The 25972-nt window shown below is 54.2% G+C and carries 26 protein-coding genes; 14 read left to right on the top strand and 12 right to left on the bottom strand.

Going from position 1 to position 25972, the window contains the following annotated elements; translation table 11 throughout:
* The first annotated feature begins 19 nt into the window (after positions 1-19).
* The gene (locus RB2501_RS11560; RefSeq protein ID WP_015755012.1) at positions 20-1216 is read left to right on the top strand and encodes an alanine dehydrogenase; all 1197 of its coding nucleotides are present in this window, start codon (positions 20-22) and stop codon (positions 1214-1216) included.
* Between the two features lies 1 nt (position 1217).
* On the top strand, positions 1218-1595 hold the full coding sequence (locus RB2501_RS11565) for a hypothetical protein (RefSeq protein ID WP_015755013.1): 378 nt from the start codon (positions 1218-1220) through the stop codon (positions 1593-1595).
* Between the two features lie 82 nt (positions 1596-1677).
* Here RB2501_RS11565 and RB2501_RS11570 read toward each other — a convergent pair whose 3' ends face one another.
* The gene (locus RB2501_RS11570; protein WP_015755014.1) at positions 1678-2844 is read right to left on the bottom strand and encodes a proline dehydrogenase family protein; all 1167 of its coding nucleotides are present in this window, start codon (positions 2842-2844) and stop codon (positions 1678-1680) included.
* A gap of 70 nt (positions 2845-2914) precedes the next feature.
* Here RB2501_RS11570 and aroB point away from each other — a divergent pair, with 70 nt between their 5' ends.
* Complete coding sequence (gene aroB / locus RB2501_RS11575; RefSeq protein ID WP_238528069.1) at positions 2915-3997, top strand: 3-dehydroquinate synthase; 1083 nt, start codon at positions 2915-2917, stop codon at positions 3995-3997.
* A 115-nt stretch (positions 3998-4112) separates the two neighbouring features.
* Positions 4113-4418 carry a hypothetical protein gene (locus RB2501_RS11580; protein ID WP_015755016.1) on the top strand — a complete coding sequence of 102 codons (306 nt, stop codon included), beginning with the start codon at positions 4113-4115 and terminating at the stop codon, positions 4416-4418.
* A gap of 42 nt (positions 4419-4460) precedes the next feature.
* Here RB2501_RS11580 and RB2501_RS11585 read toward each other — a convergent pair whose 3' ends face one another.
* From RB2501_RS11585 to RB2501_RS11595, 3 genes are all read right to left on the bottom strand, one after another.
* Positions 4461-4985 carry a DinB family protein gene (locus tag RB2501_RS11585; protein WP_015755017.1) on the bottom strand — a complete coding sequence of 175 codons (525 nt, stop codon included), beginning with the start codon at positions 4983-4985 and terminating at the stop codon, positions 4461-4463.
* 9 nt (positions 4986-4994) lie between these two features.
* A complete protein-coding gene (locus tag RB2501_RS11590; RefSeq protein ID WP_015755018.1) occupies positions 4995-5474 on the bottom strand; it encodes an Lrp/AsnC family transcriptional regulator in 480 nt (159 codons plus the stop codon).
* 81 nt (positions 5475-5555) lie between these two features.
* Entirely contained in the window at positions 5556-6674 is a 1119-nt protein-coding gene (locus RB2501_RS11595; protein ID WP_148214363.1) for a M14 family zinc carboxypeptidase, read from the bottom strand.
* A 257-nt stretch (positions 6675-6931) separates the two neighbouring features.
* Between RB2501_RS11595 and RB2501_RS11600 the strand changes: the two genes are divergently transcribed.
* Together RB2501_RS11600 and RB2501_RS11605 are read left to right on the top strand one after the other, a co-directional pair.
* Positions 6932-7288 carry a helix-turn-helix domain-containing protein gene (locus RB2501_RS11600; RefSeq protein ID WP_015755020.1) on the top strand — a complete coding sequence of 119 codons (357 nt, stop codon included), beginning with the start codon at positions 6932-6934 and terminating at the stop codon, positions 7286-7288.
* A 41-nt stretch (positions 7289-7329) separates the two neighbouring features.
* Positions 7330-7722 carry a hypothetical protein gene (locus tag RB2501_RS11605; protein ID WP_049764898.1) on the top strand — a complete coding sequence of 131 codons (393 nt, stop codon included), beginning with the start codon at positions 7330-7332 and terminating at the stop codon, positions 7720-7722.
* Between the two features lie 92 nt (positions 7723-7814).
* Here the strand turns inward: RB2501_RS11605 and RB2501_RS11610 are convergent, their stop codons facing one another.
* The 5 genes from RB2501_RS11610 to ychF form a co-directional block, all read right to left on the bottom strand.
* Positions 7815-8777 (bottom strand): sterol desaturase family protein, encoded by a 963-nt coding sequence (locus tag RB2501_RS11610; protein ID WP_015755022.1) that lies wholly within the window; start codon positions 8775-8777, stop codon positions 7815-7817.
* A 98-nt stretch (positions 8778-8875) separates the two neighbouring features.
* On the bottom strand, positions 8876-9310 hold the full coding sequence (gene mscL, locus RB2501_RS11615; RefSeq protein WP_015755023.1) for a large conductance mechanosensitive channel protein MscL: 435 nt from the start codon (positions 9308-9310) through the stop codon (positions 8876-8878).
* Between the two features lie 11 nt (positions 9311-9321).
* A complete protein-coding gene (locus RB2501_RS11620; RefSeq protein WP_015755024.1) occupies positions 9322-12045 on the bottom strand; it encodes a DNA gyrase/topoisomerase IV subunit A in 2724 nt (907 codons plus the stop codon).
* A gap of 13 nt (positions 12046-12058) precedes the next feature.
* Positions 12059-13918: a DNA topoisomerase IV subunit B gene (locus tag RB2501_RS11625; protein ID WP_015755025.1), complete on the bottom strand. Its 1860-nt coding sequence runs from the start codon at positions 13916-13918 to the stop codon at positions 12059-12061.
* A gap of 175 nt (positions 13919-14093) precedes the next feature.
* The gene (gene ychF / locus RB2501_RS11630) at positions 14094-15188 is read right to left on the bottom strand and encodes a redox-regulated ATPase YchF (RefSeq protein WP_041327803.1); all 1095 of its coding nucleotides are present in this window, start codon (positions 15186-15188) and stop codon (positions 14094-14096) included.
* Positions 15189-15347: 159 nt separating this feature from the next.
* Between ychF and RB2501_RS11635 the strand changes: the two genes are divergently transcribed.
* Positions 15348-16829, top strand: coding sequence for a carboxypeptidase-like regulatory domain-containing protein (locus RB2501_RS11635; RefSeq protein WP_083760720.1), 1482 nt, complete (start codon positions 15348-15350; stop codon positions 16827-16829).
* A 44-nt stretch (positions 16830-16873) separates the two neighbouring features.
* Here RB2501_RS11635 and RB2501_RS11640 read toward each other — a convergent pair whose 3' ends face one another.
* Positions 16874-17227 (bottom strand): 4Fe-4S dicluster domain-containing protein, encoded by a 354-nt coding sequence (locus RB2501_RS11640; RefSeq protein ID WP_015755028.1) that lies wholly within the window; start codon positions 17225-17227, stop codon positions 16874-16876.
* Between the two features lie 110 nt (positions 17228-17337).
* Here RB2501_RS11640 and RB2501_RS11645 point away from each other — a divergent pair, with 110 nt between their 5' ends.
* From RB2501_RS11645 to RB2501_RS11675, 7 genes are all read left to right on the top strand, one after another.
* Positions 17338-18438, top strand: coding sequence for an acyl-CoA reductase (locus RB2501_RS11645; protein ID WP_015755029.1), 1101 nt, complete (start codon positions 17338-17340; stop codon positions 18436-18438).
* Positions 18439-18484: 46 nt separating this feature from the next.
* On the top strand, positions 18485-19549 hold the full coding sequence (serC, locus tag RB2501_RS11650; protein WP_041327805.1) for a 3-phosphoserine/phosphohydroxythreonine transaminase: 1065 nt from the start codon (positions 18485-18487) through the stop codon (positions 19547-19549).
* A gap of 55 nt (positions 19550-19604) precedes the next feature.
* Positions 19605-20564 (top strand): D-2-hydroxyacid dehydrogenase, encoded by a 960-nt coding sequence (locus RB2501_RS11655; protein WP_041327807.1) that lies wholly within the window; start codon positions 19605-19607, stop codon positions 20562-20564.
* A gap of 58 nt (positions 20565-20622) precedes the next feature.
* Positions 20623-21258 carry a DUF937 domain-containing protein gene (locus tag RB2501_RS11660; RefSeq protein WP_015755032.1) on the top strand — a complete coding sequence of 212 codons (636 nt, stop codon included), beginning with the start codon at positions 20623-20625 and terminating at the stop codon, positions 21256-21258.
* A 95-nt stretch (positions 21259-21353) separates the two neighbouring features.
* Positions 21354-21806: a DUF6146 family protein gene (locus RB2501_RS11665; RefSeq protein ID WP_015755033.1), complete on the top strand. Its 453-nt coding sequence runs from the start codon at positions 21354-21356 to the stop codon at positions 21804-21806.
* Between the two features lie 104 nt (positions 21807-21910).
* Positions 21911-22228, top strand: a complete 318-nt coding sequence (locus RB2501_RS11670; protein ID WP_015755034.1) for a DUF6787 family protein — start codon at positions 21911-21913, stop codon at positions 22226-22228.
* 440 nt (positions 22229-22668) lie between these two features.
* Positions 22669-24939: a TonB-dependent receptor gene (locus RB2501_RS11675; RefSeq protein ID WP_041327222.1), complete on the top strand. Its 2271-nt coding sequence runs from the start codon at positions 22669-22671 to the stop codon at positions 24937-24939.
* A gap of 90 nt (positions 24940-25029) precedes the next feature.
* On the opposite strand, the gene RB2501_RS11680 is transcribed toward RB2501_RS11675, so the two are convergent.
* Together RB2501_RS11680 and folE are read right to left on the bottom strand one after the other, a co-directional pair.
* On the bottom strand, positions 25030-25326 hold the full coding sequence (locus tag RB2501_RS11680; RefSeq protein ID WP_015755037.1) for a hypothetical protein: 297 nt from the start codon (positions 25324-25326) through the stop codon (positions 25030-25032).
* Positions 25327-25341: 15 nt separating this feature from the next.
* The gene (folE, locus tag RB2501_RS11685) at positions 25342-25938 is read right to left on the bottom strand and encodes a GTP cyclohydrolase I FolE (protein ID WP_015755038.1); all 597 of its coding nucleotides are present in this window, start codon (positions 25936-25938) and stop codon (positions 25342-25344) included.
* Positions 25939-25972: the final 34 nt, after the last annotated feature.

The following is a 25972-nucleotide window of genomic DNA, read 5'->3' on the forward strand; positions in this document are numbered from 1 at the left end:
GCTTAGCATTTAAAGGCCTATGGACCAACCTACTTCACCGTTCAGCAAGCAGCAATTACTCCCGCAGGAAGAAAAATTGGAAGTCCTCCAACAAAAGGGGGAGCTCTACATCGGCATTCCCAAAGAGAGCCAGTACCAGGAGAAACGGATTTGCCTGACCCCGGATGCGGTGGGGGCCATCGTGGCCCATGGCCACAAGGTGCTCATTGAAGCGGGTGCAGGAGAAGGTGCAAGTTTTTCGGACCTGGATTATACGAATGCAGGCGCCCGGATCACCCGGGACACGAAAAAGGTTTTCGGTTGCCCGATTATCCTGAAGGTGGAACCCCCTACCCTTTCCGAGGTGGAATTCATCAATCCGCAAAGTACGATCATTTCCGCCCTGCAGATCAAAACACGGAACAAGCAATATTTTGAAACCCTGGCCAAAAAACGGATTACCGCCGTTGCCTTTGAGTACATCCGGGACGATGACGGGAAGTACCCAGCTGTGCGCTCCCTGAGTGAAATCGCCGGGATCTCCTCGGTTTTGATCGCCGCGGAAATCATGGCCGCCGACCAGGGCAACGGGATGATGTTTGGGAACATCAGCGGGGTCCCCCCGGTGGAAGTCGTTATCCTGGGGGCCGGAACGGTTGGGGAATACGCCGCCCGATCTGCGCTGGGTCTGGGTGCCAACGTGAAGATATTCGACAATTCCATCACCAAACTCCGGCACATCCAGACCAACCTGAACCGGCCTTTGTACACCTCCACGCTCCAGCCCAAAAACCTGCTCAAGGCGCTGAAGCGCTGCGATGTGGCCATCGGCGCAGTACGCGGCAAGGACCGCTCGCCCATCCTGGTGTCCCAGACCATGGTGGAAAATATGAAAAAGGGGTCGGTGATTATCGACGTGAGCATCGACATGGGCGGCTGTTTTGAAACCAGCGAACTGACCACCCACAACAAACCCACCTATACGAAATTCGGGGTCATCCATTACGCGGTGCCCAATATCCCGGCCCGTTACCCAAAGACCTCGTCAGTTTCCATCAGCAACATCTTTACCCCCTACCTGCTCAAGATTGGCGAAGAAGGGGGCCTGGAAAATTCCCTCCGGTTCGACAAGGGGTTGCGAAACGGACTCTATATGTACCACGGAATCCTGACCAACCGGATGGTGGGCGAATGGTTCGGGATGAAATTCTCAGATATCAACTTCCTGATTTTTTAGCATGTCCTTCCTCAAACGTTTTGGCTATTATCTGGCCGGGCTGTCTATTGGCCTGTTATTTTTGGCGTTTTTCCTTCGCAAAAAGGCCGATGAAACCGGGGTGGAATTCTGTTACCTGCCGAATTGCCGGGTACTCAAGGCCCTGCGTTCCAACCCGCTGGAAGTGGCGGAGCGCCTACGGGCCGTAGCGGATACGGCTACCGTGGCTTACCTTTTGGAGGAGGGGGATGTGGAATTTGACAGCAGCGACCCCCGGGCCGAGCCCTGTGGCATCTTTGTGGTTACCGGCACCTATGTGGAAGAGCAGCTGCAACTTACCCTGGAACGTTGCGATTCGCTGACACGCCTTACGCAGTACCAACGCCTTACTGAAGAATAAATCCCTATAGGCCTGGCTCTGCCCTTCCCGGGTGGCCGATACCCATGGCGGGCATCCGTCGGGATTTCCATGGTGTCTTTGGCTACATCTTCCGCCGCTTCCGCTCCTTTTTGAGCAATTCGAGTTCCCGGCTGGTTTGTCCGGCCACCGAAGTGTTCTCCTCGGCCCGGCGGATCAGATAAGGCATCACGTCCCTTACCGGGCCAAAGGGCAGGTACTTGGCTACATTATAGCCGGCACGGGCCAGGTTGAAGCTGATATTGTCGCTCATGCCATACAACTGGCCAAACCAGATCCGCGGGTCGTTGGCAGCGATCCCGTCGGCCTCCATCCACTCCATCAGCCGGTAACTGCTTCTTTCATTGTGGGTGCCCGCAAATACGGAAACGGTTTCCAGGTTATCCAGGCTGTAGCGGATAGCCTCGTCGAAATTTTCGTCGGTCAGTTGCTTGGAGGCGCAAATGGGTGTGGGATATCCTTTTTCCTCTGCCCGGTCGTTTTCCTTTTCCAGGTAGGCCCCGCGCACCACCTTGACCCCTATCCGATATCCCCCTGAAACCGCCCGCTCGTGCAGTTCCCTGAAGTAGTCCATACGGTCCCAGCGGTACATTTGCAGCGTATTGAACACCACGGTTTCCTTCTGGTTGTACCTGCGCATCATCTCTTCCACCAGTTCGTCGGCCGCAGCCTGCATCCAGCTTTCCTCGGCATCGATCAGCAGGGATACCCCCAGGTCGTAGGCTTTTTTGCAAGTGGTATCGAAGCGCTTGACCACCCGCTCCCACTCGGCAGTTTCCGATTGGGTCAAAGATTCCCCCCGGCTCTTTTTAACGAAAAGCCCGAAGCGCCCGTATCCTGTAGGTTTAAATACGGCAAAAGGCATGGCTTCCTTCTCCTTGACAAACTGGAGGATTTCCAGGTTCTTGGCCAGGGAGTCGTCCAGCGGGTCTTCCGTGTCCTTGCCTTCCACTGAATAATCCAGGACGGTACAAACGCCCTGCGCCCACATGCGCTCCACCACGGGCATGCAGTCTTCCTCGCTCACGCCCCCGCAGAAATGGTCGAATACGGTAGCGCGGATCAGGCCCTCAACGGGCAGATGGGCCTTGATGGCGAAATTCGTCAGGGTGGTTCCGATCTTAACCAGGGGCTCGTGTGCAATCAACTTGAACAGGTAATACGCCCTTTCCAGTTCGGCATCCGATTTCAGCGCAAATGCCGTTTGGGTGTCTTCAAAAATCTTCTTCATGCAATTTGATGTCTCACGCGCAAATATACTTAGTCCCGCTGGAAGGATTTAATGAAAAAAATCGGTTATTTTGCCCAGAAAGCAGCTTTCCATGAATGCCATCCAGACCGATTCCCACGCGGTGTTTTTCGAGGATGCGGCGATTGAGGCCCTTCGGGACCACATATCCAAAACGTCGTACTCCCGGATATTTGTTCTCACCGATAACAATACCGCGCAACACTGCCTGCCGGAATTGATCCGTTGGATCCCGGAAGCCGCCTCCTGGACCTGCCTGGAAATAAAAGCGGGGGAAGCCCACAAGCATATTGGGAGCTGTATGGAAGTGTGGGAAGGCCTTTCCGCGTCGGGTGCGGACCGGCATAGCCTCCTGGTGAACCTGGGCGGGGGCGTTGTCACCGACCTCGGGGGCTTTGTCGCCTCCACCTACCAGCGGGGAATCCGGTTTATCAATATCCCCACCTCCCTGCTCGCCATGGTGGATGCTTCGGTAGGGGGCAAAACCGGGGTGGACCTGGGGCCCCTGAAAAACCAGGTGGGGGTGATCAACCAACCGGAAATGGTCCTCATCTGCAAGGTTTTCCTAAAAACACTGGACCCCAGGGAACTCCGCAGCGGATTTGCCGAGATGCTCAAACACGGGCTCATCCGGGACGCCGACTATTGGAGGCAGCTGGCTGCCCTGGAAACCCCGGCGGATGCGGTGGCCCATATCCGGCATTCGGTGGCCCTCAAGAACGAAGTCGTGCAGCAGGACCCTACCGAGAAAAACCTGCGGAAAATCCTGAATTTCGGGCATACTCTCGGGCACGCCATCGAATCGCATTTTTTGGGCCATCCGGACCTGGAAACGTTACTACACGGGGAGGCCATCGTCATCGGAATGATCCTGGAAGCCTTTCTGGCCACGCGCCTTTGCGACCTCCCGGAACATCAGGCCAATGAGATTCGGGACGTACTGCTATCGCATTACCCCCGCGTGGACATACCCCGGGAACATCGCCCGGAGATTGTCCGTCTGCTTATCCACGATAAGAAAAATACGCACGGCAAGGTACTCTTTACACTGCTGGAACAAATTGGAAAGGCTACCTACAACCAGGAAGTCCCCGCCGATTTGTTGGAAGCGTCATTCGATTACTACGCGGAATAGCCGGTTCACCTACTTTTTTTCAACGCTTCACAACTCTTTTCCGGGTCTGCGGCTGAATTCTTTTAGATTCGGAAGACAAACCTCCGGGTAATTCCCGGGTAACCAACCCATTACTATGAAGCGTATTATCATCGATTACCGGAAACTCACCCAGGAGTTGGCGGCTGCCCTCCTGCAACACTATCCCCAGGGCTATGGGGATGAAGACCTGCTGACGTTTAAAAATGCGCGGGGTGAATGGATCGAGGCAGTGGAACTGCCAACGCCGGAAGCCTTGTACCTGGTGAAAATCGGACAGGACCTGAACCGGCTGATGTCGGACTTTCTGGAACTGGATGAAGACCGGGATTCGGATGTGCCCGGCCTGGAAAACGAGTACGACGGTTCGCTGGAAACCGATTTGCAGCTGGAGGAAGACTGATAGACTCAGGGTGCCGGCCCCGGCAACACTCCCGGAAGCGGGTTATTCCCCCAAATACCGCGACCGGATGATATTCCGGTGGTGCCGCTGGTGGCCGCAGATGATAAAGCCTATGGCGCCCAGGCTGATGGTTTTCCCGCTGGCTGTACCCAGGTACGCCAGGTCTTCCCGGGAAAAGTCTCGGAACAGCGACAGGGTCGACTTCCTTACCGCCTGATATTCTTCAATATGGCGCTCCCTGGACCATTCCCGGGACGGATTGCCCGATATCCAGGTATCCTGGTCAAACCCGGGCAGCGGGGTCGCGTCCTTCCGACCAAAGCAAACGGCCCGGTATTGGAACACGCGTTCAGCATCGTAGACATGACCCAGGCATTCCGCCACGCTCCACTTTCCGTCGGCATAGCGATGCCCCATCAGATTATCGGGAATACTCAGGATAAATTCCGGGAAATTTCGGTGCTGCCGCTCGAGCATCTCCAACAGATCGGCATCCCCGGGCAAGGTGTCGAGATACCCCCGATAGAACTGCGGGCAATCCGCGTCGGTTAGTTCGGAGCGTTTCATATGCCCTGGTTACAGCTCGTTGAAAATGGTATGCATCAGCCGTTTTTTGTCGTTGATGCTTTCCTCTAGGGAAATCATCGTCTCCGTCCGGCTGATCCCTTCGATATCGTCGATCTTGAAGATGATATTTTTGGCGTGGTTTGTGTCTTTGGCCCGTATTTTACAGAAAATATTGAATTTGCCAGTAGTAATGTGTGCTACCGTAACATTCGGAATCTGCGTAAGCCGTTCCAGGACGAATTTGGTCTGGTGGGTTTTTTCGAGAAAAATCCCCACATAGGCGATAAAGGAATACCCCAGTTTCACGTAATCCAGGGTCAGGGAACTGCCCTTGATGATCCCGGCTTCCTCCATCTTCTTTACCCGTACGTGTACGGTCCCGGCGGAAATCAGGAGTTTTTTGGCAATATCCGTAAAGGGAGTACGCGTATTGTCGATCAGCATGTCGAGGATCTGGTGATCGATTTCATCCAGTTTTACTTTGCCCATTTCAAAAAATTTTAGGCTAAAATAACTATTTAAGAAATATTATGCATCTAAAGCTATAATATTTTGAATATAATGCAACAATCAAGAGGATTGGCCTTTTTCCAGAAGTCGCAGCAAACCAGGGGTTTTTAAGATTTCCTCCCGGTCTGCCTCCCGGGCGGCATCCCATTCGCGATGTCCATAACGTCCCTCGGTCAGGTCTTCTTCCGGCCATTCGGGTACCCAATGGATCCTCCCGTCTCGGAGCACCTCCCGGTATTGGATCGCCAGGTCCTCATCTTGCCCGAAGTGGGGGAACAAGTGGCCGGCGTTGCGAATACGCAGGTCAACCAGCAATTTTCCGTTAGCCGGCAGGGACAGGTAGTGAGCAGTTGAAAAAGATGCATACGAACCGTCGGCAATCCGGTTAAGGCAGCTGAGCAACGCCCTGAATACAAAAAAACGCGTGTGTTCCCGGGAATAGTCACCGGGAAAGTGGCCAGCTTCGAACAGCAGCGTCGCGGCACCATCCATCTGGAACTGGTCGCCCACGCAGTTCGGGTTAAAACTGTCGTCGTACCGACCAATCCCCCCGGGCAGGACCTCCCGAAGATCCTGCGCAATTGCTGCAATCAACTCCATGGCGCGTACACGGTTTTCCGGGAGCCCGCGAGCCGCGTCGGCAGAAGGGGCCAGAAAGGATAGGGTAGCCGGGATGGGCGATGCCCCCAGGCTGTAAATCGTCCGCTGATCGTGCAGGTTCAGGCAGAAATGCGGTTGGAATTTCTCATAACAAGCCCGTAGGACTTCACTTTCCGGCTCTTTCCTTTGATGGGCGTCCCGGTTCAGGTCGGTACCGTTGGCATTTTCCCGTGTGTACGCAAGGGAACCATCCGGATTCAGCATCGGCAGCATATCTATGGTCAGCTGGCCTTTCAGAAATTCCACCTCCCGGGAGCCGGATAACAAATAATGCATCAGGTCCAAAACCGCCTTGGTAGTCGTAGACTCGTTGCCGTGCATTTGTGACCACATCAGGACGCGGATGGGCCCGTTGCCCAATCGCACCTTGTAAATGGGCAACCCGCTTACCGATTTTCCTACTTCTGTGGTGTTGGGGTTCCCTGGCAATTTCTGCAATATTCTATCCAGGGTGTCCGGCGGGAAGTAGCGTCCGGAAATATCATTGATGCGATGCGTTTCATACTTGTGTCGGTCCATCGGAATTGACAGGTTTCCCACAAAGTTAACCCGCTTATTTTTTACATTTGTAAAACAAAAGGAAAATTTCAATTGCGTAAATTACATGGCAAATCCAATGAATTTACATTTGTAATCAAGATGAATAAATGTTTATTCGTTATGTTTATTTTCAGTTATTTATATGTTGTTAATTAATATCATAATTTAATATTTTTAGTGCTATATGAATATGGATCGAAGCTGGCACAGCTAAATATCCATAAGCGTTTTTTACAATGGTAAACACGGAAGATTTTATCGGAAGACTCGAGCGCATCCTCGCATATTACGAACAAACCGCCTCCGGTTTTGCTGATGCCATCGGGGTTCCCCGCTCCACCATTTCCCACCTGTTAAGCGGAAGGAACAAGCCGAGCCTTGATTTTGTCATGAAGGTAATCCGGAAGTATCCTGAAGTGGATCTGTACTGGCTGCTCAACGGGAAAGGCACCTTCCCTTCCACTCCCTCCAGGCCGACCACGATCCGTCGGGAACCTGCGGTGCCTACCATCGAAACAAACCGGGCCATCGATAAAATTGTGATCTTTTACTCCGATGGCACTTTCGAAAGCTATTTTCCCGGTGAACTCTGAGCTGCGCCTTTGGGATGGGCATTGTTTGTATCTTTGCAGGCATGAATTCAACGATAAAAACCCTCTTGTTTCCCGCTTTGGCCTCCCTGGCGTTGTTATCCTCTGGATGTTACCAGCCCACCCGCGAATGCGCCGACTTCCGCACGGGGACCTTTCGGTTTACCGCTACTATCGACGGGGAAGAACAAACCACCGTATTTACCCGGACTGATGATTTGGAAGTCTCGGAGTTTGCCGGGTCTACCGATTCGGCTTCCGTGCGATGGATCAACGATTGCGAATACATCCTTTCCAACCTGAACCCGGCCAATCGCAATGAAGAGAAACCCATCCACGTCAAAATATTGACCACCGGGGATAATACGTATACTTTTGAATACAAACTGGTAGGCACCGCCCGCACTTCCCGCGGGACAGCCATTAAGACCGACTGACAATTATTGAGGCTTTTGCCAGCTCCGACCCCCGGTTGCACTATTTGGGCGTCCCCGTCCCGAGATCATTTCGGACAATAGGAAACCCGCGCCTAGGTAGCGGGTTTTGTAATCAACTTCTCCTGCATCTTTTGTTTGCGCTGCTTGCGAAATTCGCGTTGCTGTTGCTTGACAGTAAGCGTACTCCCGTCCGGGCTCCATCCCGGAGGGCCGAAGATGTACATCAGGGCGTGCGAAAACTTTTTGGCCTTCTTCACGTCATTCCAGATGTCTTTGTATTCATGGGTGAGAATAACGATCGGATTGTAGGAATTCGGCGCGTGGATGACGCCGTACCGAATATCCACGGATTCGTCCAACGGTTTCCAGGTCCCGAACATCCGGTCGAAAATATTGAGGATACCCCCGTGGTTCTTGTCCAGGTACTCGATATTCTGCGCATGGTGTACCTGGTGCATTGTGTGCGAGTTGATAATGGCTTCGAGCGGGCCCAGTTTCGGGATGTATTGCGAATGCAGTTGAAACTGCCACAAAGCTTCGATTCCCAGGCAAACCAGGACCATTTCCGGCGGAAAGCCCACAGCGGGCATCCAGGCGTAAAACAATGGCTTGTAAAGCAACGTAAACCAACCATTCCTGACTGCCGTTCCCAGGTTGAAATTATCGGATGAGTGATGCACGATATGCGCCGCCCAGAACAATCGGATCTCGTGGTTGGCCCGATGGAACCAATAATACGTGAAATCGTCCGCCAGCATACACAAAAGCCAGACGTACCAGGCATAGCCCAACGGACCATATCCAAGGATGTTAACATGCTCCCCGTCCACAAGCGGGTTAAAAAGATTATAGACTCCTTCAAATAGGACAATCGCGAAGATAACTTTCAAAAGGGGGCTGAGGATTGCAGACCCAACACCCATGGTCCCGCTGGCCAATAGGTCTTTCCATTTGTAAATATGATCGTCTCCGTGAGCCTTGCTATAGGCCAACTCCAGGAGTATTAAAGCGATAAAACAGGGAACTCCGTATACCAGGGGGCTGGTTAATTCCATAATTGGGGCTTCAGCTTGGAAAATGAATTAATCTGAGATTCGCACATGATACTAAAATTTGGGGATTGTCGGCAATAATGAAAGGTTAAATTGCGGATTCATTTATTTTTCTTTTGCTTGAGTATTTGGTTCTGTTCGTGCATAAGCCCTTCGATCCGGGCGAGCAACTCGATTTCCTTGGGGGTTACTTCCGCCTTGTCTGCAGGGTCCTCGGCCCGGCTGCGGATGCGGTTCAAGGCCTTGATCAGCAGGAATATCGTCAGCGCAATTATGCCGAAGTCAATCAAAGCCTCCAGGAGTATTCCGTAACCCATGGTAATTTCCTCCTGCGTATCGGTGGCCTCGCGGATAACCCACCGCATATTGGTAAATTGTACCTCGCTGGTAAAAAAGGCAAGGGGCGGGGTCAGTATTTCCTTTACCAGGGCATTCACCACGTTGTTGAAGGCCGTACCGATAATGATGCCGATTGCCATGTCGAACATGTTGCCTTTGATGGCGAAATTCTTAAACTCCCGGATAAATCCTTTCATTTCCCGTACTGTTAGAAAAGGGTTCCCTGGCTTTCGCCTCCGTTTTTGGTTTCGTCACCCCCGGCATTTCCGGAGCCACCGCCGCTTCCGGGGCCACGGCCTTTTCCGGAGTCCCCGTCATTCCCGGAGCCCCCGGAGGCTTTTTTGACAGTCTCTTTGGACCCCGGTTTTCCGTCCACGTCCTGCTCATCCACCACCTCGATATCACGTGCCTCCTTTTTCTCCGGCTCCTCATAGGGAAGGGGCGCCAGCGCATTGATCTCCAGGACCTTTTCCCGGGTGAGCTGGTTGCCCATGGCCGTGATGCCCTTGACAGCGATGAATTCCTCCAGGTTCACCTCCAGGTTGGGCTTGCGTTCCTGCCCCCGCTTTTTGGTAAAGACCACCTCCGCCACGGGCCGGTAATCGGTAAATAGTTTCTCGAGATAGGAATCCGGGTGGTCCGTCAGGATGTTTTCCTCCTTGTCCGGATTCTCAATCAGAAAGCGTTTTACGTAAAAGAGCTCCTTCTCCCCTTCCCAGTAGATGGCGGAAAGCGGCTTCTCCGGTTTCCATTTTTCCAGGACAATCATGTTCGGGTCAAAGTGCATGGTCAGCTCGGGGATGACCGTTTTGACGTCCCCTTTCTGGTTTACGATCAGCAAGCGGTCTTCAGGGGTGAACTGGCCCAGCAATTCGCCCCGCCCGTCCACGTTGAGTCGCTGGACCGTTTCGTCGAACCAGATTTTCCGGGGTTTGAGGGTGGACAGGCCCTTTTCCTTAAGCTCGATGCGCTTAACGGGATATTTGGTCACGATATTCCCCTTGGCGTTACGCCCCTTGATCATCACATCGGCAAAATCCAGGTCCCATTTCAGCTTCTTGATACTGCCGGATTGCCGCAGGTTAACTGTCACCACCTCGGCTTCCCCATTCGGGTTCGCGGTAAAGTAGAGCACTTCGGACTGGGCCTTGCCGGTGGTCAGGTCGTAGAGCTTGTCGCGGGTAAATGCCGTTACGTTGAAGCGCTTGACGTAACTCGGCCCCCCGCGGCCATCCTTGTAAATCATGTTGTAGGTAGTGCGCTTGTCTTTTTTCTTATAAACCGCCACGTGGATGATATTCTTGCCGACAAACGTCTTGGAATCCACCCGGGTAATCATCATCTGCCCGGACTTTGTAAATACAATGATGTCGTCGATGTCGCTGCAATCGGTGACGTACTCGTCCTTGCGGAGGGAAGTGCCGATAAATCCCTCTTCCCGGTTTACATAGAGTTTCGTGTTGCGGATCACCACTTTGGTAGCCTCGATCTCGTCGAAAACCCGGATTTCCGATTTGCGCTCCCGCCCGGCCCCGAAATTCTTTTTGAGCTCCCTGAAATAGTCGATGGCGTAATCCGTGAGGTGCGCCAGGTGGTGTTTGGTCTCTGCGATCCGCTTTTCCAGGTTGTCCAGGTGCTCCTGGGCCTTGTCCAGGTCGAAACGGGAGATCCGCTTGATCCGGATCTCGGTCAGGCGGACGATGTCCTCTTCGGTCACCTCGCGACGGAGGTGGCCCGTGTGCGGCTTGAGGCCTTTCCCGATAGCTGCGATAACCCCCTCCCAGGTCTCCTCCTCTTCGATGTCCCGGTAAATCCGGTTTTCGATAAATATCCGTTCCAGGGAGGCGGCGTGCCACTGCTCCTGGAGTTCCCCCAGGAGGATTTCCAATTCGGCCTGCAGAAGTTCTACAGTGTGGTCCGTGGACCGGCGGAGCATCTCGCTGACGCCCATAAAGACAGGCTTGTTGTCCTCGATGATACACCCCAGGGGGGAGATGGACGTCTCACAGGCCGTGAAGGCATAGAGCGCATCGATGGTTTTATCCGGCGATATCCCGCTGGGCAGATGCACCAGGATTTCCACCTCGGCTGCCGTATTGTCCTCGATCTTTTTAATCTTGATTTTTCCTTTGTCGTTTGCCTTGAGGATGGAATCGATCAGCGAAGAGGTATTGGTGCCGTATGGGATCTCGCTGATAACCAGCGTGTTTTTGTCCTGCTGGGCGATACGGGCGCGTACCCGCACCTTCCCGCCGCGTTCCCCGTCGTTGTAATTGCCGATATCGATGATGCCGGCCGTCGGGAAGTCCGGATAGAGCTTGAAGCGTTTTCCCTGCAGGTGCTTGATGCTGGCGTCAATCAGCTCGATGAAGTTGTGGGGCAGGATCTTGGTCGAAAGGCCGACAGCGATCCCCTCGGCCCCCTGGGCCAGCAACAGCGGAAACTTCACGGGCAGGTGGACAGGCTCTTTCTTCCGCCCGTCGTAGCTGAGCTGCCATTCGGTTATTTTTGGGCTGAAGACTACCTCCAGGGCAAATTTCGACAGGCGCGCCTCGATATACCGCGAGGCAGCCGCCCCGTCCCCCGTTAGGATGTTCCCCCAGTTCCCCTGGGTATCGATCAGCAAGTCCTTCTGCCCTATCTGGACCATGGCGTCGGCAATACTCGCATCCCCGTGGGGGTGGTACTGCATGGTCTGACCCACGACGTTGGCCACCTTGTTATAGCGGCCGTCGTCCATCTCCTTGAGGGCGTGCATGATTCGCCGTTGCACGGGCTTGAAACCGTCTTCAATGGCCGGCACGGCACGTTCCAGGATCACGTAGGAGGCGTAATCCAGGAACCAGTCCTTGTACATGCCGGTTACCCGGGTCAGGGCTTCCTGCTCCGCTTCCTGTTGGTTCGGATCGTTTGGTGGGGCGTTTTCTTCCATTGAGCCGGGCTGCTTACAATTGGTTTTCTTCTACCAGGTCCACTTCAACTTTCAGGTTTTCGATAATGAATTCCTGCCGGTCCGGCGTATTCTTGCCCATATAGAATTTGAGAAGTTCCTCGATGGACATCGCCTTGTCCAGCATCACGGGTTCCAGGCGGATGTCCTCGCCGATAAAGTGCTGGAATTCGTCTGGGGAAATCTCCCCGAGCCCTTTAAACCTCGTGATTTCAGGTTTCCCTTTAAGCTTTTTAACGGCCTCCCGCTTCTCTTCCTCGCTGTAGCAATAGATGGTTTCCTTTTTATTCCGCACCCGGAAGAGCGGCGTTTGCAGGATGTAGAGGTGGCCCTCCTTGATGATTTCGGGGAAAAATTGCAGGAAAAAAGTGATCAAAAGCAACCGGATATGCATCCCGTCGACGTCCGCATCCGTCGCGATCACGATGTTGTTATAGCGCAGGTCTTCCAGGGATTCCTCGATGTTCAGGGCTGCCTGTAACAGGTTGAATTCCTCGTTCTCATAGACGATTTTCTTGCTCATCCCGTAGGAGTTCAGCGGCTTCCCGCGCAGGCTGAATACCGCCTGGGTGTTGACGTCCCGGGATTTGGTGATGGAACCGGAGGCGGAATCCCCCTCGGTGATAAACAGCGTGGTCTCCAGCCGGCGGTCGTTTTTCATATTGTCCAGGTGCACCCGGCAATCCCGTAATTTCTTATTGTGCAGGCTGGCCTTCTTGGCGCGCTCCCGCGCGAGTTTGCGAATACCGGAGAGTTCCTTGCGCTCCCGTTCTGCCTGCTGGATCTTCCGCTGGATGAGTTCTGCGGTTTGCGGGTTTTTATGCAGGTAGTTATCGAGTTCCCTGCCCACAAAATCATTGATGTAGGTCCGGACGGTAGGCAGGTTGCCCCCCATGTCCGTGGAACCCAGCTTGGTCTTGGTCTGGCTTTCGAACACCGGTTCCATCACCTTGATGGAGATGGCGGATATCACGGATTTCCGCACGTCGGAAGGATCGTAGTTCTTGCCGTAGAAATCCCGTAAGGTCTTAACCAGCGCTTCGCGGAAGGCACTCTGGTGCGTCCCGCCCTGGGTAGTGTGCTGCCCGTTGACAAAGGAATGGTATTCTTCGCTGTACTGTGTTTTGCTATGGGTCAGGGCCACCTCGATATCCTCCCCTTTCAGGTGGATGATCGGATAGAGCAGGTCGTCAGCGCTGTTGTTGTCCTGCAAGAGGTCCTTCAGGCCGTTTTCGGAGTGGAATTTCTCCCCGTTGAACACAATGGTAAGCCCCGGGTTCAGGTATACGTAGTTCCGGAGCATCCGTTCCACGTACTCGCTCCGGTATTTGTATTTCTTGAAAATGGTTTCATCCGGGGTAAAGGTGACCTTGGTACCCCGCTTGCGGGAGGTTTCCTCCAGGAACTCCTCGTTCTTCAGGTCGCCGGTTTCGAACTCGGCGGCCTTGGACTTGCCATCCCGGTTGGATTCCACGCGGAAATAGGTGGAAAGGGCATTGACCGCCTTGGTCCCCACCCCGTTCAGGCCCACGGCTTTTTTAAAGGCCCGGGTATCGTATTTTCCGCCGGTGTTCATTTTGGAGACCACCTCCACTACCTTACCCAGCGGGATGCCCCGCCCGTAGTCCCGGACGGTTACCTTGTCCTCCCGGATCGTGATCTCGATGGTCTTCCCGGCCCCCATCACAAACTCGTCGATGCAGTTGTCGATCACTTCCTTCAGGAGGATATAGATGCCGTCATCGGCCGAGGAGCCGTCGCCGAGCTTCCCGATATACATACCGGGGCGCATCCGGATGTGCTCCTTCCAGTCGAGGGAACGGATATTCTCTTCGGTATATTGGGATTGCGCCATGCACTCAGGGGTTTAACCCGCTAATATAAAATATAGCAAAAGAAAATAAAATCGGGGCTTCCCAAAGTAATTAACAATACCGGCCGGCGTTTGTTGATTACTTTAATGCCCCTACTATACGCAAAAGCCGCGGCCCGACGTTGCGGCGGTGAGGCCTGCTCCCCGGGCAGGCACATCAGACGTTGAACCGGAAATGCATCACATCCCCGTCCTGAACGATGTATTCCTTGCCTTCAACGCGCATTTTTCCTGCTTCCCGAACCTTCGCTTCGCTGCCGTACCGGATGTAATCGTCATAGGAAATGACCTCTGCGCGAATAAAGCCTTTCTCAAAGTCTGTGTGGATAACCCCCGCTGCCTGAGGAGCTGACGACCCCACGGGTATGGTCCACGCCCGCACTTCCTTCTCCCCTGCGGTGAAATAGGTCTGCAGGTTAAGCAGGCTGTAGGCGGAGCGGATGAGCTTTGACGATCCGGGCTCGTCCAGTCCCAAATCTTCCAGGAAAAGCTGGCGCTCCTCAAAGGTTTCCAACTCGTTGATGTCCGCCTCCGTGGCTACGGCCAGGACCAATACTTCTGCCTGTTCCCCGGCAACGGCCTCTCGAACGCGGTCCACATATGCATTCCCGGTTGTGGCCGCCTGTTCGTCTACGTTGCAGACATACAGGACAGGCTTGTCGGTAATCAGCTGCAGGGGGGCCACAAATTCCCGGTAATCGTCCTCTTCGAATCCGATAGCCCGGACGGAGGTGCCGGATTCCAGTCCCTTTTTTAATCGCTCCAGGGCCGAGGCTTCCTTTTGGGCCTCCTTGTTGCCGGTGCGGGCAGACCTTCCCACCTTTTCCAGGCGCTTTTCCACGGTTTCCAGGTCCTTCAGCTGCAATTCCATATCGATGGTCTCCTTGTCGCGGATCGGATCTACCGACGCGTCCACATGGACCACGTTGTCATTGTCAAAACAGCGCAAGACGTGCAGGATGGCATCGGTTTCCCGGATATTCCCGAGGAATTGGTTGCCCAGCCCCTCCCCTTTGCTGGCGCCTTTGACGAGTCCGGCGATATCGACGATTTCGACGGTGGCAGGCACCACGCGCTGCGGCTGAACAAGGGATTCCAGCTTTTTCAGGCGCGGGTCCGGGACGTTGACTACCCCGATATTCGGTTCGATGGTGCAAAACGGAAAGTTTGCACTCTGGGCCTTCGCATTGGACAGGCAATTAAAAAGGGTCGATTTTCCGACATTTGGCAATCCTACAATTCCGGCTTTCATGGGTTCGATCTTGCAGAGCACTCAGGCTCCCGATTTACGGCTGCAAATATAGGCCAATATCCCGTTTCAGCCGGTATTCGGCCGGTATTCGACGTTAAATTTTCACGAGTCGGTAACAAATCTACTTCCCGCGCGTCCATTTAGGAGAACCCAGCCATTATGCGAATAATTCAGTTGCTGCTATTTTTCCTGGTAAGCAGCCTTGCTTTTGCGCAATCCGCCACCTTTCGGGTTGTGGACGCAAACTCGGACGAACCCGTCCCCTTTGCCTCCGTGGAGACCGGACCCGGCAAAGGCACCATCAGCAACGAGGAAGGGTATTTTACCCTGAACCCCGAAGGCCTCAGCAGCCGGGCTGTCCGGATTTCCTGTATGGGCTACCGGACCCTTGAACTGGAACATGACCGACTCCGGGCGCAGTCCGGGCCCATCCGCATGCAGCCTGCTGCCATCAACCTGAATGAAGTCCGGCTTACCAGCCGGGTGCCCGGGGCTGAGGAGATCATCGAGCAGGTGCGGCAAGGCCTTTCCACCAACTACCCGTTATCGGGAAAAGCTTTTGAAATTTTCTTCAGAGAGTCCGAATACATGCAATTCGAAGACCTGCAGCTGGAATTGGAAAAAGCATCCGACCTGAACCGCCGGGCCCTGGATGCTGCCGACAAACGCCTCAGAAAACTCGGGGAGGACATTGTGCGAAGCGATGCCCGGATGTTCCTGGATTTCAAGGGCAACCTGGCTGTAGTGGACGATACCACTGCCATCCTCCGGGTGGACCGTGCCACGGAACTGACCGACCACAAAAAGGGGTATTCCATGGACGACATACAGGCTCGCGCCCAGAAAATCATCCTGGCACACCTGGACAGCAGCCAAACCTATAAGGTCAAAACCGGATTGTTCAAGATCGAGGACAGCATTTCGCCCGGAAAGGAGTTTATGGAAGCTGAAAACCGGGAAAGCGATAGTTCCGAATACGACTACCTGAAAGGCAGGAGCCAGGGAATACTGGGAATTGCCAGCTGGAGGGACGGGACAAAACTCCGCAGGTTCCTGGACGGGGACCTCTACGAATACCGGTTTGTGGAAGCCACCTATTTTGACGGAAATTACGTGTACGCCATCGAATTCACACCCCGTAAAAGGAAGGCGAAATACGCCGGGACGTTCTTTGTGGATGCCACTTCATTTGCCGTACTGAAGGCCGATTATGCCTATGGCCGCGGCCGGCGTGGCGACAAGGTGAACCTGAAGCTGCTCCTGGGGATTAAATACGTGGAAAACCTCAGCCGGGGTACTGCGATTTTTAAACGAAACGAACAAAACACCTACGACCCCTATTTTATTCAAAATGAATATGGCAATTACATTTACCTGCATCGCAGCTTAAAGTTTATTGAGAACAGCCGGCGCAGGAAAAAGGTGCGTTTTGATTTTCTGATGGAGGGCGGGGTACGGCAACGGGAGTCCGTGCTTTTAAGCCCGGCAGATCCTGCTGAATTTCACACATTGGCCGGGTACACGGAACCGGAGAAAATCCGGATTCAAAAGATTCTGCAATACGAACCGACCATCTGGGAGGATACGCAGGTAATTGCACCCCTGGAAGAAATGAAGAATTTCCGTGCCGGGAAAGATTAGCCCAAACGACATGGCGGGGCGACCTGCCCACCCCTTGAAGCGACCTATCCTTCCGGGTGCATGAAGCGCTGCTTGCCGAGCAGTTCCTCTTCGGTTTCCACATGGTCGTCGTCCGGGACGCAGCAATCTACCGGGCATACGGCCGCGCACTGGGGTTCTTCGTGGAAGCCCATGCATTCCGTACACTTGTCCGGGGCGATGTAATAAACTTCATCACTGATGGGTTCCTGCACGGCATCTGCGTCTACTTCCTTCCCATTGGGGAGGACCACGTTGCCTTCAAGAGAAGTCCCGTCGCTGTATCGCCATTCGTCCGCCCCCTCGTAGATTGCGGTATTCGGGCATTCGGGTTCACAGGCCCCGCAGTTTATACACTCGTCTGTTATGATAATCGCCATAGCCTCACTGTTTCAAATCTCCTACATTCTACCGGCACCCCTTGGCAGGCGGCCCCGGTATCTCTATTTTTGCACAAAGGTAACTGCTAATCCCATAGGACACAAATAGTATGGCACAACCCGATCCAAGCTTCAGCGCCCTGGTCCAACTTGGGGATTTCCTCCGGGAATTTCTTGCCGATGCTTCCCGTGAAACCTCCGGTATTGCCGATACTACCCGTGAAGCTTCCGGCAACAAAGCCTTTCACCAGTTGACAGCCACAATGGAACAGGCGCGGTTGCAGAATCCCTGGTTTACCCGGGAAGAAGTGACCTATGCGTTGCAGCAGTGGGGGGATCTGCTGAGGAAAGACCGCCTCAAGAAGTGGCTCGCGGCCTATGACAGCCCATCCGGCGAACCACTTACCGTTGCCCTTATCCTGGCGGGCAACGTCCCGCTGGTGGGATTCCACGACTTTATATCCGTCTTATTGACCGGGAACCGGGCCCTGGTAAAATGTTCTTCCTCCGACAACATCCTCCTGCCCCACCTGGCCAGCCTGCTGACGGGTTTTGAGCCCAGCCTCGACGGGCGGTACCGGTTCGAGGACGGGACGCTGAAGGCGTACGATGCGGTCATTGCCACCGGGAGCAATAACACGAGCAGGTATTTTGAATATTATTTCGGGTCCCGCCCGCACATCATCCGGATGAACCGCAGCAGCGTTGCCGTACTGACCGGTTCGGAATCCCCGGAAGAACTCGGCGGCCTTGCAGACGATATCTTCCGCTATTTCGGGTTGGGTTGCCGGAGCGTCTCAAAGCTATTCGTGCCGGATGGCTATGACTTTGACCCGTTTTTCACGGCTTGCTATGCCCACAAACACCGAATCGACCATCAGAAGTACGCCAACAACTACGATTACAACAAAGCGGTGTATTTGATGAGCGGGTCGGCCATGCTCGACAACGGCTTCCTGCTGCTTAAAGAAGATCCCGGCCTGGATTCACCCATCGGCACGCTGTTTTATGAAACCTACACCTTTATGCGGGAATTGCAGAACCGTCTCGATGCGCTTTCCGGCGATCTTCAATGCGTGGTTGGCCCGGACACCCTGGCAGGGGCCATTCCATTCGGACAGGCCCAGCAGCCGGCCCTGGACGCCTATGCAGATGGGGTGGATACCATTGCATTCCTCCAGGAAATCCCGGCTTCAAATCCGGAGCAGTAATTGTGTACTTTTGCGCAAACCCCTGCAGAAACAAATCAATCGACCGATGAAAAAACACAACTTCAGCGCCGGCCCGTGTATCCTGCCGGAATCCGTTATGAAAAAAGCGGCCGAGGCCGTGGTGGAACTGGACGGTTCCGGCCTTTCACTTATTGAAATCTCCCACCGGAGTCCTGCCTTTGTGGACATTATGGAGAGGGCTCGCAGCCTGGTCCTTGAACTGATGCAGCTCGAAGGGAAGGGATACGAAGTTCTTTTCCTGCAGGGTGGCGCCAGCCTGGAATTCCTGATGGTGGCCTACAACCTGCTTGAAAAGCGGGCGGGATATATCAACACGGGGACCTGGAGCGATAAAGCGATCAAGGAGGCCCGGATATTCGGCGAGGTTGTCGAGGTGGCCTCTTCCGGGGAATCCGGCTTCAACCATATTCCCAAAGGGTTTGACATCCCCGCAGGCCTGGACTACCTCCACCTGACCTCCAACAATACGATTTTCGGCACCCAGTTTAAAGACTTTCCAAAGGGGGACGCCCCCCTGATCGCAGACATGAGTTCCGACATCTTTTCCAGGGTAATCGACTATTCACAGTTCGACCTCATCTATGCGGGTGCCCAGAAAAATATGGGGCCGGCGGGTACCACCCTGGTGGTGGTAAAGCCGGAGGTCCTGGGGCGCGTCAGCCGCAAAATCCCGTCCATGCTGGATTACCAGGTGCATATAGCCAAGGACAGTATGTTCAATACGCCCCCCGTATTCGCTGTATATACCTCCCTGCTTACCCTGGAGTGGTTGCGGGACCTCGGGGGGGTTGCGGCCATCGAAGAGCAGAATGAAAAGAAAGCCAAACTGTTGTATTCGGAAGTCGACCTGAACCCCCTCTTTGAGGGGTATGCCGCTAAAGAAGACCGCTCTCTGATGAACGCGACCTTCAACCTCACCCGGCCCGAACTGAAGGAAACATTCGACGCCATGTGGAAGGAAGCAGGTATCAACGGATTGAACGGCCACCGGTCCGTAGGTGGTTATCGCGCCTCCATGTACAATGCCCTGCCGCTCGAAAGCGTTGGGGTTTTGGTCGATGTGATGAGCGACCTGGAACGAAAGGCTTGATATTGAAGGGCTTCATGCAGATAATACGACTACAAACTGAACCTAATACCCTATGATGCGCATTCTGGCCAACGACGGCCTCGCTGAACCGGCCATCGCCAAATTGGAATCGGCCGGGTTCGAAGTACTGACCACCAAGGTGGCCCAGGAACAGTTGATCCCCTATCTGAACAAGGAAAATATCCGCGCCCTGCTGGTGAGGTCTGCAACCCAGGTAAACGAGGAACTGATCGACGCCTGCCCGGGCTTGCTGCTGATTGGCCGTGCGGGTGTAGGCCTCGACAATATTGCTGTGGCCCATGCCCGCAAAAAAGGGTTGCATGTAATCCACACCCCGAATGCATCGGCCAACTCGGTGGCCGAACTGGTTTTTGCCCACCTGCTCGGCGGGACGCGGTTTTTGCATGAGTCCAACCGGCATATGCCCCTGGAGGGGGACCAACAGTTCCGGGCCCTTAAAAAAGCCTATGCCGCCGGGCGGGAGGTTCGGGGCAAAACCCTGGGGATTATCGGGTTCGGCGGCATCGGTGAGGCTGTCGCCCGGATTGGCCTGGGATTGGGAATGGAAGTCTGCTTCCACGACACCCACCGGGACAGGGCCGTAATGACCCTTGAATTTGCCGGCGGGCAACAATACGATTTGGAAATCCAGGGATTCGGGCTGGATGAGTTGCTTTCCCGTTCGGATTTCGTGACCCTGCATGTCCCGGCCCAGGACCGCCCGGTAATCGGATCCCGGGAACTGGGTCTGATGCCCCGGGGTGCGGGCCTGATCAATACCTCCCGCGGCGGCGTCATTGACGAGGAGGCACTTCTTGCCGCATTGGATTCGGGCCATCTGAGCTTTGCAGGCCTCGATGTGTTTGCCGAGGAGCCGCGCCCCGGGGTACGATTGCTGATGAACCCGGACCTGTCCCTGAGCCCCCATATCGGCGGCTCCACGCTGGAAGCCCAGGAGCGGATTGGGCTGGAACTGGCCGGCCAGGTAGTTGAATTGCTCAAAAAAGCGGATTGAGGCCTCCGGCAGGCCCCATCTTTTCGTATATTGCTCCTCCCATTAAAACCCTTTTCACATGTCCGGAATATTGGAATTACTCAACAGCCCGATGGGCAAACAACTCATTGAAGGGGTTTCCCGGGATACCGGAGAACCCGAAGACCAAACGGCTGATGTACTGAGCATGGCCATGCCCTTGCTAATGGGGGCCATGAAGAAAAACGTGTCTACTCCGGACGGGGCCCAGGGCCTGATGAGCGCCCTCTCCTCAAAACATTCCGGGGGTATCCTGGACGACCTGGGCGGTCTGTTTGGCGGGGGTGTGGACGCAAAGGTGAAGCGGGACGGCGCCGGGATTCTCGGCCATATCCTGGGAAGCAAGCAGCCGGCCGTGGAAAGCGCTCTGAGCCAGAAATCCGGGATGGACGCCTCCTCGGTTGCAAATATCCTGCAAGTTGCCGCTCCTATCCTGATGGGGTTCCTGGGGCGCCAGCGTTCCCAGAACAATGTTTCTGATGCCAACGGCCTCAATACACTCCTGGGCAGCATGCTCGGGGGGCAGCCCCACCGGAACCAGAGCCTGATAGAAAGCCTGATAGACGCCGACGGGGACGGCAGTGTGCTGGATGATGTTGCGGACATGGTACTCGGGAGCAAACAAAACAAGAAAGGCGGATTGGGTGGCTTGCTCGGCGGGCTATTTGGAAGATAATCAGGCGCTGGCCTATCACCCTGTTTAGCGAATTTTTAACGAAACCGCCGGAAAACCTCCGGCGGTTTTTTCTTATTTTAAGAGAAAGTATCGCTATGAAATATTTTATCTCCACCACCCTCGTGGCTGCCCTGGTCCTGTTGCTGGCCGCCTGTTCCGGCCAGCAAGGCATTGCCATGAGCGAGCAGGAAAAGGAAGTGCTCAACAGCCAGGGGCCGGACAGCGTGCGGATTGCCGATGCAGAAACCGAATACGAGATCATTATCATCGAACCGGGTTTCTACAACTGGTTGGTCAGCATCGCCAAACCCGAAGGCTATTATTCCCAGACTTTTTTGGAGAACCGCAACCATATCTACGTCACCAATTGGAACCAACGGGCGCTGCAACCGGCCCAGTACGGCGGGGCCGACCTCTACGCCCTCCCGATTGACTACGACCCGCAGGTAGACTATGGCTACGAGGTAAACTACAAACTCTACAATTACTTTATCTATTTCCAGCGGCGATACAACCAGCGGCTCGGGCCCTGGGTACCGAGAATCTGACCCCGTGCCCGGAATACTCCGGCCCTACAAATCGGAGATTCCAGCCCCGGGGGCACCGGGCACATGAGTATGAATGCGTATATTTGCCGCCAGTTTACACGGAGATGAAGAAACTCAAACAGCGCTGGGGAATTACCTCGAATTTTCAATTAATCGTCATCCTGATCGTTTTCGCCATTACCGGGTCCGCCTCGGTTTGGGTGGCCAAGCCTTTTTTGAACTGGATCGGGCTGGATGCGCTCCGCGAAGGTTCGGGCGGCTGGCGGCCAATACTCTACTGGACGCTTCGGCTCCTGCTTATTTTCCCCTTTTACCAGGTACTCTTAGTTACCTTCGGGTGGATCTTCGGCCAGTTCCGGTTTTTCTGGAATTTCGAAAAGAAGATGCTGCAGCGCATGGGGCTGGGTTTTCTCCTCTCTTGAATTAAGTTTTATTTAACAGCCTGAGGCGGGTCAATTCCTTTATTTTGCATTGAGTCCCTCTTGTATGATTCGAATACTCATTTCCTGGCTGCTTTTTGTCTGCCTGTCGCTCCCGACAGTTGCCAAACTGTCACACGCGCTGGATGGGCATATCCGGATAGAATGCAACGAGGATATCCCCAATCATATTCACCAGGCTGAATTTGATTGTGAATTCCATAAATATCACATTGTCACCCCGCTTGAGGCTTCATGTTTCCTATGGGAGCCTTTCCAATTTGCAGTAAACCACCGACCCCTAATATATACCGTTCAAGGGGTGGCGGGTGACTCTCCCCGGTTTTATTCGTTACGGGCGCCTCCGGTTTAACCCGGCTCTTATTGGCACCCTTACCATTTGGGTGTACTTTCCTTTACATAACGACTAAATCCGCTTACCAATGAGAATACTATTTACCATAGGCTGCCTGCTGCTTGCGGGCATGCTTCACGCCCAGCATGAACTGCAGGGCCGCGTACTGGACGCTTCTGACAATGCCCCCCTGGAACAGGCTACCGTCTATTTTCCCCAACTCGAAAACGGGGTGATTACCGATACCGATGGAAATTTCCATATCCGACAATTGCCTGAAGGCACATACAAGTTGGTGGTATCGATGATCGGATATGCCGCGTTCACCCAAAGCATTACCCTGGGGGAAAATAACCCTTCACTGACCATCCGCCTCCGGCCTAGTGCCATCGAAATGGAAGAAGTCATCGTGTCCACGCCGTTTCACAAATTGCAACGCGAAAATGTTATGAAAGTGGAACAGGCCCCCCTGGCTGAAATCCGGAAAAACGGGTCCCCTACCCTCGCCGAAGGCCTCCGCCAAATCGCCGGTGTGGAGACGGTGAGTACCGGGGTGGGAATCGGCAAACCTGTGATTCGTGGTTTGAGTTCGAACCGGGTTTTGGTTTATACTCAGGGTATTCGGATGGAAAATCAGCAATTCGGAGATGAACACGGCCTCGGAATCAGCGATGCCGGAATCGAAAGTGTTGAAGTGATCAAAGGCCCTGCTTCACTTCTCTACGGTTCCGATGCGCTGGGGGGGGTATTATACCTAAACCCGCAGCGATATGCCCCGGCGGGCACTGCGCAGGCGGATGCCACAGCCCTATATTTCGGTAACACATCCGGGGTCGCAGCGAATGCAGGGGCCGGCGTTTCCGGAGAGAAATGGAAATTCCTGGCCCGACTTGCCAGGGCATCCCATGCAGATTACCAGGATGGTGGGGATACCCGCATCACGAATTCCCGGTTCAGCGAATGGGACCTGAAGACAGGCGTGGGTTATGCATCCGGCCGGTTCAAAAACGATTTGCGATACAACTACAACCGTTCGGAACCAGGCATTCCCGAGGAAATCGGGGTGCAGGGAACAGATCGGACACCTTTGTTACCCTACCAGGAAATAGAATCGCACATTCTAAGTAATACCACGGAATTCTTTATGAAAAATTCCAGTCTCAAAGTAATCCTGGGTTACGTGGGAAATTCTCGGTTGGAATTCGAAGACCATGAAGAGCATGCAGGAGAAGAAGATGGGGAGGAGCATGCCGAAGAAGAACACGGAGAAGAAGGCCCGTCTCTGGATATGCAACTCAATACGCTGAACTATAACCTGCAGTATCAATTCAGTCCTTCGGGGGATAGCTGGCAGACCGTAGTGGGCTTACAGGGCATGTGGCAAGAAAACTCCAATGCGGGGGAAGAAATCCTCGTCCCGGACGCCCGCACAGTCGATGTGGGGTTGATGGCCACCTCGCATGTCCACTTCGAGAAAAGCGACCTGCAACTCGGGCTCCGGTACGACCGGCGACAAATCGATAGCGATGCGTTTGGCACACCCGGAGAAAGCGAATACATCGGACCATTGGATCGTTCCTTCAATAGCTTTAACGCCGCCGCAGGATACCGCATAGACATTGCACCACGAGTGATCGGTCGCCTGAATCTGGCCTCGGGGTTCCGGGCACCAAACTTGTCCGAACTGGGCTCCAATGGAACACACTCCGGCGCAAACCGCTTTGAAATCGGAAATCCGGACCTGGAAAACGAACGCAATGTTCAGGCCGACCTTTCCCTGGAATATAAAGGAGAACACTTTGAGTTGGGGATCAACGGATTCCATAACCGGATCCGGGATTTTATCTTTATAGCCCCAACGGGGAATACTGTGGAAGGGGACCCGGAGTTTCAATACCGGCAACAGGATGCCACCCTCTATGGGGGCGAGGCTGTTTTCCACCTGCACCCGCATCCGCTGGACTGGCTGCACCTTCAAAGCAACGTGGCTGTAGTAATCGGGGAACTCGATTCCGGGACGCCATTGCCGCTTATCCCGCCGGTAAATTGGCGGAATACACTTCGGGTGGAATGGGATAAAATTTCAAGTAACCTGGAAAACTTTTATGGATTCCTGGGATTAGAAACCTATTTCAGGCAGGGCAGGCCTGGGGATTTTGAAACGGAAACCCCGGCTTACAACCTCGTTCATGCGGGACTCGGAACCCGACTTCCGCTTTTCGGGAACCCCCTGGATATCCGGATTGCCGCAAATAACCTGCTGGACACCAAATACATCGCCCACCTCTCACGCATAAAGGCCGACGGCATCAACAATATGGGAAGAAATATCAGCCTCGGGTTGAGCATGACGCTGTAACCCAAAGCGGGTCGGATTCCAATAAGGAATAACTCATTTGATAATTGATAAGCGCCCGGGCATTTCCCGGGCGCTCGCTATTTCCTTTATTTAGCGGGTTGACGGGTCATGCCTTCCTTTCCGAATCCAATAGGTATATATCCACATAAGCGTGAAGGTCGGAACGATGTCCGTCCCCGGAAGCAACTCCTCGGCAAAGGCGACGAATCCTGCGGCTCGTCCGGCTGTACCGGCATAGAGCTGTGTCATCAACCAGCCGGCAACCGGGGCCCAGATCAGGTCCAGGGCCGGCCCCAGCCCGGGGATGAGCAGGGAAAGCATCCCGATCCCGTCGAACAGCAGCCCGAAGAGGAGTTTCCTTTTTTTACCTTCAAATAACGCATTCATTTCGGGCGGGTTGCATCAGTGGAGTTCCGAACTGATCAGTTTCAGGAATTCGTTCCGGGTTTCGCTTTTTTCGAACTGGCCCCGGAACCCGGAGGTTGTCGTAACCGAGTTTTGTTTCTGTACGCCCCGCATCATCATGCACATATGGGCTGCCTCAATGACCACGGCAACCCCCCGGGGCTTCAAGGTGGTATTGATACATTCCAGGATATCGTCCGTGAGGCGTTCCTGCACCTGGAGGCGGCGGGCAAAGACATCCACCACCCGGGGGATTTTGCTCAGGCCGACGATGTGGCCGTCCGGGATGTAGGCCACGTGGGCCTTGCCGTAAAAAGGGAGCATATGGTGTTCGCAGAGGGAGTACACCTCGATATCCTTGATAAGGACCATTTCGCTATAGGATTCCCGGAACATGGCGCCCTTGAGGATTTCGACCGCATCCTGCCGGTACCCCTGGGTGAGGAACAGCATGGCTTTGGCGGCTCGTTCCGGGGTCTTGAGCAGGCCCTCCCGGGCCGGGTCCTCCCCGATCTCCCTGAGGATGCGCTCGTAGTGGTCGGTAACTTCCCGGGTGACCTCAATATTGTACTCTTCAAGGTGGCGATACGGCATGGTTGTGAATTTGCATTAAAGATGGGAAAAAAAA

The sequence above is a fragment of the Robiginitalea biformata HTCC2501 genome, assembly GCF_000024125.1.
Classification (GTDB): Bacteria; Bacteroidota; Bacteroidia; order Flavobacteriales; family Flavobacteriaceae; genus Robiginitalea; species Robiginitalea biformata.